This is a genomic window from Fluviicoccus sp. (genome assembly GCF_030646115.1).
GTDB lineage: Bacteria > Pseudomonadota > Gammaproteobacteria > Pseudomonadales > Moraxellaceae > Fluviicoccus.
This window is the reverse complement of record NZ_JAUSMX010000032.1, coordinates 149,911-166,390: the sequence shown is the minus strand read 5'-3', so window position 1 is coordinate 166,390 and position 16,480 is coordinate 149,911. Positions and strand designations below refer to the sequence as shown.

Here is a 16,480-nt window from a genome sequence, read left to right as displayed (position 1 = left end):
CGAAACACACAAAATCTTGGCTCAATGGAATTATAAAACGCTCACAATGAATTGTGATTGCTTCATTCTACCATTGAAATATTTGCATATTCACAACGGCAAAAATCCACACAAATTGTCTATTAATCTGTTAAAGAACTCACCGATCGTCGTCCGATCCGGTTACTTCATTTCGCTTCGCTGCATCAGCAGCGCTGCGAGGAGGGCCATTCTATAGGGTTTCGAAACAGAGTCAACCCCAAATTCACACCCCATACATCAACCGCCTGCTTTTTAGGCAGGCAAAGATGATTACTGGGTCTTGCGCTTCATCGCCTCAAAAAACTCATCGTTCGTCTTGGTGTCTTTCATGCGGTCCAGCAGGAATTCGATAGCGGTAATCTCATCCATGGGATGGAGAATCTTGCGAAGGATCCAGACCCGCTTCAGTTCCTCATCAGGCATCAGCCGCTCTTCACGGCGCGTACCGGACTTTTTGATATTGATCGCGGGGAAGACACGCTTCTCGGCAATCTTGCGCTCGAGATTGATTTCCTGGTTGCCAGTCCCCTTGAACTCCTCAAAAATCACCTCATCCATCTTCGAGCCGGTTTCAATCAGCGCCGTAGCAATGATTGTCAGCGAACCGCCCTCTTCAATGTTTCGGGCAGCCCCAAAGAAACGCTTGGGTCGCTCGAGGGCATGGGCATCAACACCGCCTGTCAGCACCTTGCCGGAACTCGGAATCACCGTGTTGTAGGCCCGTGCCAAGCGCGTGATGGAGTCCAGCAGGATGACAACATCCTTTTTGTGCTCAACGAGACGCTTGGCTTTTTCAATGACCATTTCAGCCACCTGAACGTGACGGGCCGGCGGCTCATCGAAGGTGGAGGCCACAACCTCGCCACGCACTGTGCGCTGCATTTCCGTGACTTCTTCCGGGCGCTCGTCAATCAGCAGCACAATCAGATGCGCCTCAGGATTATTCCTGGTGATTGAGTGGGCAATATTCTGCAGCAGCATGGTTTTGCCGGCCTTGGGTGGAGCGACAATCAGAGAGCGCTGCCCTTTGCCGATCGGAGAAATCAGATCGATGGTGCGGGCAGTCAAATCCTCGGTCGAGCCGTTGCCCAACTCCATGATCATCCGGCAAGTCGGGAACAACGGCGTCAGATTCTCAAAAAGAATCTTGTTCCGGGCGCTTTCCGGGGAGTCATAATTGATGTGGTTGACTTTCAGCAAGGCAAAGTAACGCTCACCCTCTTTCGGGGGGCGGATGGTGCCGGCGATGGTGTCACCGGTACGCAAGTTGAAGCGTCGAATCTGGGAGGGGCTGACGTAGATGTCGTCAGGGCCGGCCAGATAGGAACCTTCGGAAGAACGCAGGAAGCCGAAGCCGTCGCTAAGGATCTCAAGCACGCCATCACCGAAGATTTCTTCGCCATTCATGGCATGGCGCTTGAGGATAGCGAAAAAGATGTCCTGCTTGCGGTTGCGAGCCATGTTTTCGAGGCCCATCTGCTCGGCAATGCTGACCAGTTCGGCAATCGGTTTCTTTTTGAGTTCAGTAAGGTTCATAGAGGTGCTGCAAAAGAAGAGATAGCGAATAACGCGTGCGTACCGTCGTCATCAACCAATTAAGAAAATGCAAGGAACAATCAGTTGCGGTTCAGGCAGATTATGGGAATGATTTGCCTGATTCGGTGGCTTGCGTCGGACGAGAGGTACAGTGGGACTAATCCCACCGTACCGACAGTCCAATTATATATTGGAATCGAGGAAGGCTGTCAATTGGGATTTGGCAAGTGCCCCCATTTTTGTTGCGGCAATTTGCCCATTCTTGAAAACTGTCAGGGTGGGAATGCTGCGAATGCCGTATTTGGCTGCTGTCGCCTGGTTGTCATCAACATTCACTTTGACAATTTTGACCCGACCTTCGTATTCGCTGGCAATGTCGTCCAGAACCGGGGCAATCATTTTGCAAGGACCGCACCAAGGCGCCCAGTAATCAACCAGTACCGGAATGTCGGACTGGAGTACATCAGCTTCAAACTGGCTATCGGTGGTGTTGACAATCAGCGGGCTACCCATGAACTTCTCCGGGAATAATTAACAAACTGGGGCGATGATAGCAGCTTTACGGGCTTTTTTCCCCTGTGCAAAGCTGCTATACCACCATCATGATGTGATACTAACACAGGCCATTTATCCGTACAGTGGCAGTAATGACAGAAGGATATTCATGAACCGCAACGCTCCCGACGACCATCTGGTCGCGGCCATTGACCTTGGCTCCAACAGCTTCCACCTGGCCATCGCCCGGCTTGATCACGGCGAATTGCGCCGGATTGACAGCCTGTCGGAGAAAGTCCAGCTGGCTGCCGGCCTCGATGAGAACAACAACCTGACGCAGGCCTCCCAAGACCGGGCGCTGGCCTGCCTGGCCCGCTTTGCCCAACGATTGCAGGCCATCCCGGCAAAGCGCCTGCGCATTGTCGCCACCAATGCCCTGCGCCAGGCCAACAACGCCCAGCGATTGATGGACCAGGCCGAGCATATTCTTCGGCAGCGCATTGAAATTATTGCCGGGCGAGAAGAGGCGCGCCTGATTTATCTGGGTGTTTCGCAGACCCGCGTTACCGAAGGCCGTCAACTGGTGGTCGATATTGGCGGTGGCTCCACCGAGTTCATTATCGGCGAAAATTTCGAGCCATTGTTGACCGAATCGCTGCAGATGGGCTGTGTCGCTTACACCCAGCGATTCTTTGCCGACGGCCAGCTTCATTCCAGAACGCTGGACCGGGCCATCATGTCGGCCCGTCAGGAGGTCATGGCTATCGCCGAGGCCTATCGCGAAGCTGGCTGGGACTCCGTGGTAGGCTCCAGCGGCACCATCAAGGCCGCCCGGCAAATCCTGGCTCAGAACAACTGGACATCCACTTCAGACGGCATTTGCCGGAAGGGTCTGGAAAAAATCCGGGAGCAACTACTGGCCTGCAAGAACATTCAGGAACTGGACATTCCCGGCCTGAAGGATGACCGCAAGGCCATTTTGCCGGCCGGCTATGCCATCCTGCAGGGAGTTTTTGATGAGCTGGGCCTGGAGGAAATGGGCTATTCGGACGGGGCTTTGCGGGAAGGTGTCCTTTATGACATGCTGGGCCGGATCCGGCATGAAGACATCCGGGATCGCAGCGCGCATGCCCTGATGCGTCGCTATCACGTCGATGAGGCGCAAGCGGAACGAGTCGCGGCCACAGCTGACCGATTGTTCCTCCAGGTAACGGATGAACTGCATCTGGACGATGACAACCGTGACATCCTGCGCCGGGCTGCTTTATTGCACGAGGTGGGTCTGGCTATTTCGCACAGCAGCTTCCATAAACACAGTGCCTATTTGCTGCAATACTCCGATGTCCCGGGCTTTTCACAAGTGGACCAGGAAAAGCTGGGGCTGGTCGTCGGCAACCATCGCCGCAAGATCCGTGAAGAACAAAAAATGCAGTTGATCCGTAGTGGCACCCTGTCCTTGCTGTATGTTTGCGTGCTGCTGCGCTTGGCGACCCTGCTACACCATAGCCGCAGCCGCACTCCCCTGCCGGATCTGATACTGACCGGCGATGGCATAAGCTTCGAGCTTGAGTTCCCCTCCGGATGGCTGGCTGAGCATCCACTCACCGTGGCTGATCTGGCCGGGGAAACAGAACAGCTGCGGCATTGGGGCATCAACTTCATCACTCGTTGACCAGATCAGAGGCCCATATGTTTTCAGGATCCCCCGCTCTACCGCTTGCCGTCTCCGTTTGGCAGCAACGCGGCCAGACCTGCCAGATAGCAGGCATGGACATTTTTTATCGCGACACGGGGCCGCGCCTGCCGAATGCCGTGGTTTTTCTGCATGGATTCCCGTCCAGCAGCTTTGACTGGCATGCCGTGCTGCCCCTGCTCGATAACCCGGCGCAGCGTGTCATTGTCTTCGACCTCCCCGGCTACGGACTGTCTTCCAAGCCTGCAGGATATAGCTATTCGCTGATGGAGCAGGCCGATATTGTCCAGATGCTGCTGAAACGGCTGGGGGTAAAGCAAGTCAAGCTGATTGCTCACGACATGGGCACCAGTGTGACTTGTGAGTTGCTGGCTCGACGCGAGCGGGGACTGCTGGACTTCGAGCTCAGCAAGCTGCTGTTAATGAACGGCAGCGTTCATATTGAAATGGCGCACCTGACGCCATCACAAAAAGTTCTGCTGACGCCGGCCGGACCGCTGTTTGCCCAGGTGTCATCCCGCACCATCTTCAAGTTGCAACTGCAAAAAATTGTCAGCAAGCCTTTGCCTGAACAGGAACTTGAGGCGATGTGGTCGCTGATGGTCTGGAATGATGGCAAAAGCCGGCTGGCCAAGATCATTGGGTATGTGCGGGAGAGAAGCAAATTCCGGGATCGCTGGATCGGCGCCCTGAACCGGCTGGACATCCCTGTTACCCTGTTATGGGGCCGGGATGATCCGGTTGCAGTCGCCGCCATTGCCGAGAAACTGGCGGACGAAATCCCCGGTGCAGAACTGGTGTGGCTTGAGGGCGTCGGCCATTACCCGCAACTGGAAGCCCCGGCCGAGGTTGCGGCCGTCATCGACCGTTTTTTGGCCTGAACCCCGGAAAAACCAGACCTTCTGCAGCGAAGGTGTTCAGGTCTTGGCCAGTTTTTCCAGCAACAGGCTTTGTGCCATGTGTGGAGGCTGTTCAGGCGTACAAATCCTTACCCACGTACCGTCCGCCTGAAGCTGCCATGCCAACTGGTTATCTTCCAGATAGTTCAGCAAGCCGTCCTGATAGATGCGCTTCTTGAAGGCCGGATCGTCAATCGGAAAACAGACTTCCACCCGGGAGAACAGGTTCCGATCCATCCAGTCTGCGCTGGAACAATAGATTTTGGCATCGCCATTGTTGGAAAAATAGAAAACACGCGTATGCTCCAGAAAACGTCCGACAATGGAACGCACGCGGATATTGTCGGAAATACCCGGAATTCCGGGGCGCAGGCAGCAGATCGAACGGATGATCAGGTCTACTTTTACGCCAGCCATGCCCGCACGGAACAGCGCCTGAAGCAGTTGCTTCTCGGTGAGTGCATTGACCTTGATGATGATGTGTGCAGGCTTACCGGCCTGAGCATAAGCAATCTCTTGCTCAATCAGGTTGATCAGCGTCGAGTGCAGGGTGAAGGGGGCATGCAGCAGCTTCTTTAACTTGGCCGCCTTGCCCATGCCGGTCAGCTCATGAAAAATCTTGTGTACGTCCTCGCTCAATTCCGGATTGGCGCTCAGCAGGCCATAGTCGGTATACAAGCGCGCCGTACCTGCATGGTAGTTGCCAGTCCCCAAATGCACATAACGCTCCAGTCGGTCCTCTTCGCGACGCACCACCAGCACCATCTTGGCGTGTGTCTTGTAGCCGACAATGCCATAGACCACGATCGCGCCGGCCTCCTGGAGTTTGTTCGCCACCTCGATATTCGACTCTTCATCAAACCGGGCGCGCAACTCGATTACCGCAGTCACTTCTTTACCATTACGGGCCGCTTCCGCCAGGATATTGACGATTTCAGAGTCTGCGCCGGTGCGATACAAGGTTTGCTTGATGGCCAGCACTTGCGGGTCACGGGCTGACTCACGCAACAGGTTGATGACCGGGGCGAAGGACTCAAAGGGGTGGTGCAACAAGATGTCCCGTTTCTGCAAAGCGTCAAACATGCTTTCTGTCTTTTGCAGGACTGCTGGCAAGGTTGGCGTGAACGGGGTATAGCGCAACCGCGGCCGGTTGAAATTGGACAACAGCCGCGCCAGATTGACCGGACCGTTCACCCGATAAAGCGACTCCTCCTTCAGGGCGAATTTGCGCAACAGGTAGTCAATGATGTGCCGAGGACAATTATCCGCCACCTCCAGCCGCACCGCCGCGCCGAACCGGCGTGAGAACAACTCCCCCTTGAGCGCGGAAGCAATGTCGTCCACATCCTCATCCAGCGTCAGGTCAGCATTCCTCGTGACACGGAACTGATAGCACCCGCTTGCGGTCATGCCAGGAAACAATTCACTGACATGCTCATGGATGATGGCGGACAGCAACACATGGTGATCCCCCTGCCCGGTCAATTCGTCCGGCAGACGCACCACCCGTGGCAGGGAGCGCGGCGCAGGCACCACAGCCAGCGACATTTGCCGGCCGAAGGCATCCTTGCCTTCCAGCGACACAATGAAATTCAAGCTTTTGTTCACAAGGCGCGGGAAAGGGTGCGCGGGGTCCAGTCCGATCGGGGTCAACACCGGCAGCACTTGCTCCCGGAAATACTGCTTGACCCATTGGGCTTGGGGCTGGGTCAGCTCGTCACGTTTCAGAAAACGGATATTCTCTGCAGCCAGGGCGGGCAGAAGGTCTTCATTGAGAATACGGTACTGGCGCTCGACAGCGGCATGACTGATATAGGCAATCCGGCTTAATACTTCCTGTGCCCGCATACCGTCGGGCCCCACCGCGCGCTCCCACGACAATTGCTGTAGCAGGCCCGCGACTCGGATCTCAAAGAACTCATCCAGATTCCGGCTGAAAATCAGTAGGAAATTCAGACGCTCCAGCAGCGGATGCAGGGGGTCCACAGCCTGTTCCAGCACCCGGAGGTTGAAATCCAGAATACTGAGATCACGGTTGATATACAGATCGGGCTGGTTCAGATCCACGATGGATTCCTGCATCATGACAATTTTTCCGGAATAGTATTTGTATATTATACGCGCGCATCATGACAACCGGATGGCAGTTACGGATACTCGGCATATCTCATTCGGCGCTGAATAATTCGGGCCTTGCGCATCAGGCGGCGATCCTGGAAATGCTTGTCGTAATAGCGGGGATTGGGGACCATCGCCGCCAGTTTGGCAGCTTCACCCGGCCCCAGATTTTTTGCGGATTTACGGTAATAGTGACGTGACGCCGCCTCGGCGCCAAAAACCCCGTTGCCCCACTCAATCACATTCAAATAAATTTCAAAGATACGGCGCTTGCTCATCATTTGTTCCATCATCACGGTAATGATGGCCTCCTCCGCTTTACGCCAGGGCGTACGTTTGCCGGAGAGGAACAGATTCTTGGCGAGCTGCTGGGAAATGGTGGAGCCGCCGGCAACCACTTTTCCCTTTTTGATGTTTTTTTCCCAAGCCGTCTGGATGCCTTCCCAGTCAAAGCCTTCATGATCCAGGAATTTGGCGTCTTCGGAGGCAATCAGGGCGCGTTTGAGGTTTGGCGATATTTGATTGTAAGCCACCCAGCGATGTCGCAGTTCCGCCTCGGGATTTTTGGCCTGAAGCAGCTCCAGTCGCTCTTCCATGAAGGCGCTGCTCTCGGGATTATGATCCACCCACCACCAGACATGGGCCAGAAGCCAGAGCTGATACGCCATGACCAGCACAAGCAGTACGCCGAACACCCGTGTCACAAACTGGCGCACACTCATGCTGAGCCTGTCCGGGACACGGCATCAGCGACGGAAAAACCGGACTTTAGCGCCATCAATATTGTTACCGTGTGCTGAGGAGGTTTGACCAATCGACAATCAACGCCTGAAACTTTCAATCGTCCCCTCCGGCATGCCTGCTCTCATGAATGCCGACCTGTCAATAAAGACTTCCGGTTTAAGGAATGGAGATGATTGCGCCTGGATATCCAGGAAACGCTCCCCATAAGTCCCCGCTCTCTCTACAGACAGCATTTCATCCTGATGAATCAATGCCAGAAGCAAGCGTTGCGCATCGGCCGACCCGGCATGGCCAAACAAGAGATCGGTTACAGCCGATGACTCCAGCAACCTGTTACCGGCATGCGTCAATGGAAAGCTCTGCGAGGTACTGCGATTATAACGAAGCGGCGCGGTATAGTTGGGATGAATGAAGCTTTTGGCTTTTTCCACCGCATCGTTCATATCTTCCGGCCCGTTCACCACAATCGGAGGCGGATAGTCTTCCGAGAGCGGATCATTCATCTCCGGTGAGTCGGCGGATAACTCTGTCAATGTCCGGGAGGACTGCGGTGTTATTTTCGGGAGGCCGGGCTGCAGTGGCGGAGCATCCTGCTCCAGCAATATCCGTCGGTAGGCGGTGGTTGCCCTCACGAACTCATCATAGTTACTGTACGCCTCGATCCGAGGCTTCTGGGGCCATGCGCCAGCCCAAGCGAATCCCGTCACCAGCCAAGCAGATGCCGCCAGTGTCAGTAATCCGGGAACCGCCCTCGGTAGGCGCATGATGACAACCGCCGTCAGATTATTATTCTATTCGCACTGCGGAAATCTAGCAGGAAGCAGCCCCGACTGACAATCTGTTGTCACGGATTCTTGTGGGAGGACGGCTCGGCAATGAAAGCCAGCTGTGCCTGTTGATAGAGGTCTTCACCAATGATTTTACGCAGTCCTTTCAGCGTGTTGTACGGATACTCCTGCACCAGCAGGTTGACGGCGCCGGTCGGAATGTAACCTCCCGGATCCGCATGACCGGTCATGGTGATTTCCACCATGCCTGCCGGGAGCGGTTTCAGTATCCAGGAGCCCTCGACCATCGGCATGCGCACGCAGCAGGCCTTGACCGGTTTCTGGGCGCTGTGGCTGTCAATACGGACGCGATAGGTATTAGGATCCTGATCAATAGAGCCAACCACGACCGCATCCCGGTCCCGGAACGGCCATGGAAAATCAGTCACGACCCGGACGGCAAATGTCCGGGCGCTGTCGTTGCGTTCCAGCAAGTCTACTGCCTTGGTCCGGTAAATCCATTTCCGGGCATTATTCGTGTCACCAATCAAGGCAACCAGCCCCGACAACGTGCTCTTAACGGTGGTTACCGCCTTGAAACCATACAGTGGACTGTCCGGAACCTGATAGGCCCAGATCTTGATGCCTTGCCTGTCCAAAACCAAGCGTGAAGCGTTAGCAGGCGGCTCGTAAGCCGAAGCCGCACTGGCAAACATCACACTGATCAGGAGGAAAACGATATTCAGAAATGGCATGTCAATAAGTCACTTTCGCGGGCTGCGGCGATAATATGCGAAATCCCCGGCTGATGAATATCAATTTATGGGATTATGGTACCAATTTTGTACTTTCTTTCAGACAGAACCAGCATGGCTGCATGACGGTTGACAGCGCATGACACAGGCTATTGCCACACCTCCGGCTGCCCCCCACTGATGGGCTTCCACCAGGATGCGGCCTCCGATCAGTGATGCCGTGACTCCTGACTCGGCACTGCCAGGCTCCAGCCATAACTTGACCAGCACCAGTACCAGCAGCGTGGCGCTCAACGCCCGTTCCGGCGGGTTGGACCACATCCGGATTGCCCCCAGCACAAAGACGCCATGCAAAACTCCGGATAATCCCGCATACCCCTGCAAGTTCGGCATGCCCCACCACAAACCGGCGCTGATAAAGGGTGGAAGCAGTCCTAATACCAGCATCCAGCTTCGCCAACCCAACTCTTCCGCAAACAGCACGGCCAGCAATCCCAGCGCCAACAGGTTCAGCGTCAAGTGCCAGAGCCCAAGATGCACAAAGTGCCCGCTATAGAGTCGCCAGACTTCACCCGCCTGCAACTGCCCGCGATCCCATGCCAGCCATTGCAAGCCAAGCCACTGACTCAGGATCATACTGAATGCCAAAGTGATCATCAGGATAACCAAGGGCGCATGCTTGTGGACGAACACAATATTTCTCCCAATAAAAAACCGACCCGGAGGTCGGCTTTTCATATTCTGCCCGTTGTTTACTTCACGTAGAAGAAGAGCGGGACAAAGGCAACCAGCAGCAAGGAAGCAGCCATGACGATACAAGGCAAAATCCAGCGCTCGTATTTGTAATAGAAGCTGAGATGACTGACCTCTTTGTCGGCGGCATCCATTTCTTCCTCACCCACCACCTGCCGCGTCAACAACTGGTTCAAAGCTACCGGTGGTGACAAATAACCCAGCTCGAAGGCCGTGAGCACGATCATCCAGAAGTGTACCGGATCGATGCCGTTGTTGTAGGCAATGGGGGCAATGGTTGCAGACACCAGAATCACCGCACCGAATGGATCCATTACCATGCCGATGAAGACCAACAGCCCCAGCAGAATGCCAACCGCCATGAACGGGCTGCCGAAGGTTGCCGGAACGGCATCCATGATGCCGGAGCGCTCGATGACACCGCCAATACTGACGGACAGCGCCATCAGCATGATCAGCGCGCCGATGTGACCGATGGTATCGTTGGTCGCTTCACGAACCGCGCCTTCAAAACCAATACGACGCTCCTGATTGGCCGGGCTGGTCGCCGGGATCTGCTCACGGCGCACCTTGTCGAACCAGACAATCGCCAGCATGATGATTGGCAGCACCATGGGCGCAGTGAACTCGTCCGTCTGGGTATCCAGCACAAGACTATAGAACCCAACCACCAAAATCGTGATAACGACATAAGGGGATACAGGCACCAAGGCTCTTGCCGACTGCGGTATGGCGACGGAAGGCGGCGCCAGCTTGAACTTTTCTTTGGCCAGAATCAGCGACACAATCAGGAACAGCGTAGAGCTGAGCATGAAGACATAGGCGCCCCAGCCAAAGAGTTGGTCCGTGGTCACCTGCTTGTTCAGCGCCGCAATCACCACCACCAGCAGACACGGACTCAGCACCACACCCAGCGAACCGGACATGGCAGTTGCCGCCAGCGCATACTGGCGACGGGCGCCGGAGTTCTGGATTTCACGATACACCACCGCACCGGCTGCGATCACGAAAATACCCGACGCACCGGTGTAGGCGGTCGGTATGGCTGCCGCAACCAGAATGATGTAGGTCAGTACTTCGGGCGAAAAACCCCACGGACGCACAATATTCAGGAACAGATCCACGACACGGGTCTGCTTGAGCAGCATACCGGCCCACAGATACAGCGACAGATTCAGGAAAATACCCGACAGTTCCATCATCTGGCCCAGATAAATAGCCAGGCCTGAATAATGCTGCTGCCCAAGGAAGGTCAAACCGGCATTCAAGGCCATGAACGCATACAGCGGAATGGAGAGCAGGGCCATGCCGATGGAGCCGCCGTCCTTTGCCGCTGCGGGCGGCTTGAAGAATTGCTTGAGGCTGATTACCACCAGAATGGCGAAGAATCCCGTCCACAAATAGTTAATGATCGGGTGTTCTATCGGTATGCCGGAGTCTTTCTGCAGCTTCCAGTAGGCGATGGACGATGCCAGCAACAAGAGATTGGCCGCGACCATGGCAATGGAGTAAACCTTGAAGTCGGTGCGTGTTGATGGCGGCCGCAAGGAAATATGGTGTGTGCCCAAAGTAGTCAGGGTTGCCGCAATCACCACCATCAGGATCAGGATCACGGACCGGTTTTCAGTACCGAAGCGGAATATCCCGAAAAACGCCGTTTCGAAACCCCGGTAGGCCTTCAGCGCAGGCGTGATGTGCTTGCTGATGCTGGTGTACGCCGTGTACTTGTCCGCGCACAACGTCATGGCCGTTTCAATGGATTTCCGGGCATCTTCAGCCGAAAGTCCGCCGCCCATGATATCCGCGAACGGATCACTGGCCTGTGCCTGGATCAGTCGTTGCACTTCGGCATCAATATCGGGGTTGGGATTACAGTCCGGCTTGGCCGGATCGGCACGCAGCATGAAATACTGGATACCGGTGGGTGGGTCCCCAAACAATTTCTCGCCCATACGCAGCAATTGACCGTGGATCATTTCCCCGGTGCCAATAACAAGCGTCAGTATGAGCAGTGCGAAAACTGGCAGACTGAATATCCATTCGCTCAGCGAACGGTTCAAAAACACAGGCTTATGATTCATGGTGTCCCGCTACTCTTGTAATAACCAACCGATGGGCTTCAGGTATTCTCTCCCCTCCTGAAACCACCGATGCCCTTTTGCAACCCTGACGGTCAACGACTCACTGTGTGAGTTTAATTATTCCCGCATTACGGCTGCGTCATCTTCCTTTCCCTGGCTGCTATTCCGTGCCAAACCAACACTCCTGAGGCTCCGTGATCGTCACAAAAAACAATCACCAAGCCATGATCAACTACTCCAGGTTCTCACTGCACTCGCCGCTGCCTGGTTCAAGCTGGCATCGGACCCGTTTCAGCAAGGCCATCAGCCGCCGGTCATACAACCCTTCCTTGGCCAAATTGATTCTGGACTCCCGCATCATGGCTACATACTTGGCACGGTCGGAATCCGGAATATGAAACCAGTATTTAGGATCAATATCACTTTCATACTTCTTGATGATCGACAGAATCCGGTCATATTGGCCGTAGATGTAGTTTCGCGAGCTTTGACCAAAGCCCGGAGGATACTTATCGGAGCGAATAACAATCTGAAGAGAGGACTGGGCGAGCAGGAAATCCGGAATACCCCCGTTTTTCCCCATACCCCGGTACAACTCCAGTGGACGGTAGGCAGCCGCCGGAGCAAAGATGATATCCACGGCGCCGTTATTGAATTTCGGCGCAAAATTGGTCACGTCTGAAGGCATGGCTTGCGCGCCAATCTGTTGCAACAATTTGCCCTGGGACTTGTCGTAATCAAAATAGGCGATTTTTTTGCCGGCGAGCTTTCCAACATCATTGATATTGCGATCATTAACGTAGAAATAAATGCCGCCGAAAGGCATGACGCCGACAACCTCGTAAGCGCCACTGGTCATCAGCTTGGCAGCCTTGGCCGAACTCATGGCGCCGATCACCATGCGGAGATGATCGTAGGAAGGAATTGTACCAATGGATTCCAGACTGCCCGAGAACCCATTGAAGGGCTTGGTACGCAGACCGGTCACCACCATGGCGTCACACTGCCCCACCCGGAAATCCTCGGCGGCAATTTTTTCCTCGCTGTAGGAACGGAGGTTGAAATCCACCCCCCACGCACGGGCGGCAACCCGATAATCCTTCATCAGGTTGTAGGTTTCCCCGTTGGCGCCCAGCAAATCCCAGACACACAGGGAACGCTGGACCATCGCATTAGCTACGACGCTCCAGCACAGGGCAAATAACGCCAACAACAGACTCAGGGTTTGCCGCAACATGGTTATGCCGTCTCCTGGCAATCAGAGCAGATCGTCAATGGAGATGCCCGTGCTCTCGGAAGAAGGCTTGTCATCCCAGAACTTGGTAAAACCACCATCGGGCATGCGGGTGCCGGTCTTTTCCGTCCAGTAGCGGTCGGCAATCGTCTGCACCATCAGACCGCCCATGACATCGAACAGGCGGAACTTGGCGTTAACCGCCATGGTAGAGGAGTTACCGTAGGTCTTGAGGGCGTCACGCAGCAATTCTTCCTTGCCGGTGGCCTGGGCGGACAACGCGTAAATGGCATGCGCCAGACGCACGCCCTTGCGCTCGCCCAGACGTGTGGAGTCCTTCATGGTCGTGAACGGGTCAGGCTTGCCTTCGCTGGCGCCAGGCAGCAAGGCCCACACCGCCGCACGGGTCGCCATGGGTACGCCCCACCATTCGGCATTATCCAGACAGGTCATGGCACGATCGACGATACCGGCGATATCCTTGGGCACACCGACAGCGCCCTGCGAGGCGATATCATTGACAACTGCCTGCATACCGGAGGCCAGACCGATCAAGTACACCATCTTCTCAAAGTCGGTATGCATGGAAGGGCAATTCTCGCCCAGCTTGAAATTGAAGCTTTTCTCATAATGTTCAACAAAACGGCGGTAGGCCTCTTGCTGACGGCGCGCCGCCAAGGCTGACCAGCGCTTCTGGGCAATACGGGCGTCCTGAGCATCTTCAATCAGATTGGAGCGCGAGGAGCGGACGTAACGGAGTTCGTGCTCAAGCGCACGGTCTTCAGCACACAGACCGGCGGAGACATACATCAACACCGCCATCTTGGCGGGATCGGCGCCCATACCTTCGGTGGCGAGGATCAACGGGGTCAGGGCTTCGCCGGAGGCGCAGGCCATCTGGGCGTCATCCAGCGCCATGATGGGCGGCACAATATTGTTTTCACTGAATTTGATGGCGATTGAAGCGCCTGTCTTCACTACCTGGGAACACCCTGAAAACAGGGCGGTCATGGTGACCAGGGAAGCGATAGCGCCAACACGCAATGCACGCGGAAATTTCATGCCCTCTTTACTCCTGCCTTATTGTTTTTCAGGGTTTTCCATTGACGACGAACAAAGATACCACCAACCGCTATCATCACCAAGCTGTCGGCAGCATCATTGGCTGTACTGTCATTTATTCTGGTTTGCGGGTCAACAGGGCGTTGACCCGCTCCGGACAATCGCCGGTATTACGCTTCCTTCATGGACAGTTTGATGCGGCCGCGCTGGTCAATATCCAGCACCCGCACATTCACCTTCTGGCCTTCCTTGAGGAAGTCGCCCACATTTTCCACACGCTGGTTGGCGATCTGGGATATGTGAACCAGACCATCCGTGCCCGGCATGATGGTGACAAAGGCGCCAAACTCGACGATACGGGCAACCGTACCTTCGTAGATGGTGCCGACTTCCACTTCGGCGGTAATCGCCTGAACCTTGGCCAGAGCCGCCTGAGTGGCCGCCTTGGTTTCGCCGTAGATGCGCACCATACCGCTGTCTTCGATATCGATGCTGGCCTTGGTTTCTTCGCAGAGGGCGCGGATGGTGGCGCCGCCCTTGCCGATCACGTCGCGGATCTTGTCCGGATTGATCTGGATGGTGGCGTAGGTCGGGGCATTGCCGCTGACTTCCGGACGGGCGGTCGGCAACACCTTGTTCATGGCTTCCAGAATGTGCAGGCGACCGGCTTGCGCCTGGCCCAGCGCCACTTCCATGATTTCTTCGGTGATGCCTTCGATCTTGATGTCCATCTGCAGTGCGGTGATGCCCTTGGCGCTGCCGGCCACCTTGAAGTCCATGTCGCCGAGATGATCTTCATCACCCAGGATGTCGGACAGCACAGCGAAACGGTCGCCTTCCTTGACCAGACCCATGGCAATACCGGCCACGGGAGCACGCACCGGCACGCCGGCATCCATCAGCGCCAGCGACGCGCCGCAGACCGAGGCCATGGACGAGGAGCCGTTGGATTCGGTGATATCGGACACGACACGGATGGCGTAAGGGAACTTGTCGTTGGCGGGCAGCATGGGCGCCACACCGCGACGGGCCAGACGGCCATGACCGATTTCACGACGCTTCGGACCGGTTTCACGACCGGTCTCACCGACCGAGTAAGCCGGGAAATTGTAGTGCAGCATGAACGGGTCGGTGTAGGTGCCTTCCAGCGCATCCACCATCAGCGAATCGCGGGCGCTGCCCAGGGTAGCGGTAACCAAGGCCTGGGTTTCGCCTCGGGTAAACAACGCCGAGCCGTGTGCGTTCGGCAGCACGCCAACCTGCACGTCCAGCGCACGTACGGTCTTGGTGTCACGACCGTCAATACGGGGCTTGCCGCTGAGGATGTTGTCACGCACGGTGCGGTACTTGAGATCTTCGAAGCAGGTCTGCACGTCATCGGCCGTAACGCCGGAGCCTTCAACCGCAAAGCGGGCAACCGCTTCCTGTTCAAGAGCGCCCAGACGGCTGTAACGAACCTGCTTTTCGCTGATGGTGTAGGCTTCGGAAATGGAGGCTTCAAAAGCGCCTTTCAGGGCATCCTTCAGCGCCTGGTTGCCGGCCGGAGCCTGCCATTCCCAAGCCGGGGTGTTCACTTCAGCCGCAAATTCCTTGATGGCGGCAATGGCCACCTGCATTTCTTCGTGTCCGAACAGCACGGCGCCCAGCATTTCGTCTTCGCTGAGTTCCTTGGCTTCGGATTCAACCATCAGCACCGCCTTGTCGGTACCGGCAACCACCAGATCCAGATCGGAGGTTTCCTGTTCGGCATAGGTCGGGTTCAGGCGGTATTCGCCGTTGACGTACGCCACGCGGGCGGCGCCGATGGGGCCCTTGAACGGAATGCCGGCAATGGTCAGCGCGGCAGAGGCGCCGATCATGGCGGCAATATCCGTATCCGCAACACGGTCGGTGGAGACCACGGTTGCCGTCACCTGGACTTCATTGACGAAGCCTTCCGGGAACAGCGGGCGCACCGGGCGGTCGATGAGGCGGGAGGTCAGCGTTTCCTTTTCGGACATGCGGCCTTCGCGCTTGCCGTAACCACCGGGAATGCGACCGGCGGCATATGCCTTTTCCTGATAGTTGACGGTCAGGGGAAAGAAATCCTGACCTGCCTTGACGGACTTGTTGGCGACCACGGCCACCAGCACGGTTACGCCACCCATGGTCACGACCACGGAGCTGGCCTGACGGGCCACGCGCCCGGTTTCAAGCACGACGGTGTCACGACCGAACTGGAATTCCTTGCGAACAATATTGAACATACGAGAGTGTCTCCGGTTTTGCTTTTCTTCTATGGAGGCCACTAAGACTTGAGATGCGGGCAACGCAAGTCTTAGC

Annotated in this window: 13 protein-coding genes; 2 read left to right on the top strand and 11 right to left on the bottom strand. The window is 55.9% G+C overall.

The annotated features are described in order from the left end of the window. Positions 1–291 precede the first annotated feature (291 nt). Positions 292–1,557 (bottom strand): transcription termination factor Rho, encoded by a 1,266-nt coding sequence (gene rho, locus Q7T36_RS17860; protein WP_304852046.1) that lies wholly within the window; start codon positions 1,555–1,557, stop codon positions 292–294. Positions 1,558–1,740: 183 nt separating this feature from the next. Continuing rightward, on the bottom strand, positions 1,741–2,070 hold the full coding sequence (gene trxA / locus Q7T36_RS17855; protein ID WP_304852043.1) for a thioredoxin TrxA: 330 nt from the start codon (positions 2,068–2,070) through the stop codon (positions 1,741–1,743). A 151-nt stretch (positions 2,071–2,221) separates the two neighbouring features. Here trxA and ppx point away from each other — a divergent pair, with 151 nt between their 5' ends. Next, positions 2,222–3,724: an exopolyphosphatase gene (ppx, locus tag Q7T36_RS17850; protein ID WP_304852040.1), complete on the top strand. Its 1,503-nt coding sequence runs from the start codon at positions 2,222–2,224 to the stop codon at positions 3,722–3,724. Positions 3,725–3,819: 95 nt separating this feature from the next. Next, a complete protein-coding gene (locus Q7T36_RS17845; RefSeq protein ID WP_304852037.1) occupies positions 3,820–4,626 on the top strand; it encodes an alpha/beta fold hydrolase in 807 nt (268 codons plus the stop codon). Positions 4,627–4,662: 36 nt separating this feature from the next. On the opposite strand, the gene ppk1 is transcribed toward Q7T36_RS17845, so the two are convergent. From ppk1 to pnp, 9 genes are all read right to left on the bottom strand, one after another. Next, positions 4,663–6,729 (bottom strand): polyphosphate kinase 1, encoded by a 2,067-nt coding sequence (gene ppk1, locus Q7T36_RS17840; RefSeq protein WP_304852033.1) that lies wholly within the window; start codon positions 6,727–6,729, stop codon positions 4,663–4,665. 62 nt (positions 6,730–6,791) lie between these two features. Further along, on the bottom strand, positions 6,792–7,484 hold the full coding sequence (gene mtgA / locus Q7T36_RS17835) for a monofunctional biosynthetic peptidoglycan transglycosylase (protein ID WP_304852030.1): 693 nt from the start codon (positions 7,482–7,484) through the stop codon (positions 6,792–6,794). Positions 7,485–7,583: 99 nt separating this feature from the next. Then, complete coding sequence (locus Q7T36_RS17830) at positions 7,584–8,009, bottom strand: hypothetical protein (protein WP_304852027.1); 426 nt, start codon at positions 8,007–8,009, stop codon at positions 7,584–7,586. 341 nt (positions 8,010–8,350) lie between these two features. Then, a complete protein-coding gene (locus Q7T36_RS17825) occupies positions 8,351–9,028 on the bottom strand; it encodes an START domain-containing protein (RefSeq protein WP_304852025.1) in 678 nt (225 codons plus the stop codon). Positions 9,029–9,127: 99 nt separating this feature from the next. Beyond that, positions 9,128–9,685 (bottom strand): rhombosortase, encoded by a 558-nt coding sequence (gene rrtA, locus Q7T36_RS17820; RefSeq protein WP_304852023.1) that lies wholly within the window; start codon positions 9,683–9,685, stop codon positions 9,128–9,130. Between the two features lie 95 nt (positions 9,686–9,780). After that, a complete protein-coding gene (locus tag Q7T36_RS17815; protein WP_304852020.1) occupies positions 9,781–11,862 on the bottom strand; it encodes a TRAP transporter large permease subunit in 2,082 nt (693 codons plus the stop codon). Positions 11,863–12,094: 232 nt separating this feature from the next. Further along, on the bottom strand, positions 12,095–13,099 hold the full coding sequence (locus Q7T36_RS17810; protein WP_304852017.1) for a putative solute-binding protein: 1,005 nt from the start codon (positions 13,097–13,099) through the stop codon (positions 12,095–12,097). Between the two features lie 21 nt (positions 13,100–13,120). After that, positions 13,121–14,158 (bottom strand): hypothetical protein, encoded by a 1,038-nt coding sequence (locus tag Q7T36_RS17805; protein WP_304852014.1) that lies wholly within the window; start codon positions 14,156–14,158, stop codon positions 13,121–13,123. Positions 14,159–14,328: 170 nt separating this feature from the next. Next, complete coding sequence (gene pnp, locus Q7T36_RS17800; RefSeq protein ID WP_304852011.1) at positions 14,329–16,404, bottom strand: polyribonucleotide nucleotidyltransferase; 2,076 nt, start codon at positions 16,402–16,404, stop codon at positions 14,329–14,331. Between the last annotated feature and the right edge of the window lie 76 nt (positions 16,405–16,480).

What these genes read in the sequence shown, in the direction of transcription:
- Q7T36_RS17825 (WP_304852025.1), bottom strand. Translation starts at nt 9,028, where the DNA reads ATGCCATTTCTGAATATCGTTTTCCTCCTGATCAGTGTGATGTTTGCC.
- Q7T36_RS17830 (WP_304852027.1), bottom strand. Translation starts at nt 8,009, where the DNA reads ATGAATGATCCGCTCTCGGAAGACTATCCGCCTCCGATTGTGGTGAAC.
- ppk1 (WP_304852033.1), bottom strand. Translation starts at nt 6,729, where the DNA reads ATGATGCAGGAATCCATCGTGGATCTGAACCAGCCCGATCTGTATATC.
- Q7T36_RS17845 (WP_304852037.1), top strand. Translation starts at nt 3,820, where the DNA reads ATGGACATTTTTTATCGCGACACGGGGCCGCGCCTGCCGAATGCCGTG.
- mtgA (WP_304852030.1), bottom strand. Translation starts at nt 7,484, where the DNA reads ATGAGTGTGCGCCAGTTTGTGACACGGGTGTTCGGCGTACTGCTTGTG.
- trxA (WP_304852043.1), bottom strand. Translation starts at nt 2,070, where the DNA reads ATGGGTAGCCCGCTGATTGTCAACACCACCGATAGCCAGTTTGAAGCT.
- rho (WP_304852046.1), bottom strand. Translation starts at nt 1,557, where the DNA reads ATGAACCTTACTGAACTCAAAAAGAAACCGATTGCCGAACTGGTCAGC.
- pnp (WP_304852011.1), bottom strand. Translation starts at nt 16,404, where the DNA reads ATGTTCAATATTGTTCGCAAGGAATTCCAGTTCGGTCGTGACACCGTC.
- rrtA (WP_304852023.1), bottom strand. Translation starts at nt 9,685, where the DNA reads ATGATCACTTTGGCATTCAGTATGATCCTGAGTCAGTGGCTTGGCTTG.
- Q7T36_RS17810 (WP_304852017.1), bottom strand. Translation starts at nt 13,099, where the DNA reads ATGTTGCGGCAAACCCTGAGTCTGTTGTTGGCGTTATTTGCCCTGTGC.
- ppx (WP_304852040.1), top strand. Translation starts at nt 2,222, where the DNA reads ATGAACCGCAACGCTCCCGACGACCATCTGGTCGCGGCCATTGACCTT.
- Q7T36_RS17805 (WP_304852014.1), bottom strand. Translation starts at nt 14,158, where the DNA reads ATGAAATTTCCGCGTGCATTGCGTGTTGGCGCTATCGCTTCCCTGGTC.
- Q7T36_RS17815 (WP_304852020.1), bottom strand. Translation starts at nt 11,862, where the DNA reads ATGAATCATAAGCCTGTGTTTTTGAACCGTTCGCTGAGCGAATGGATA.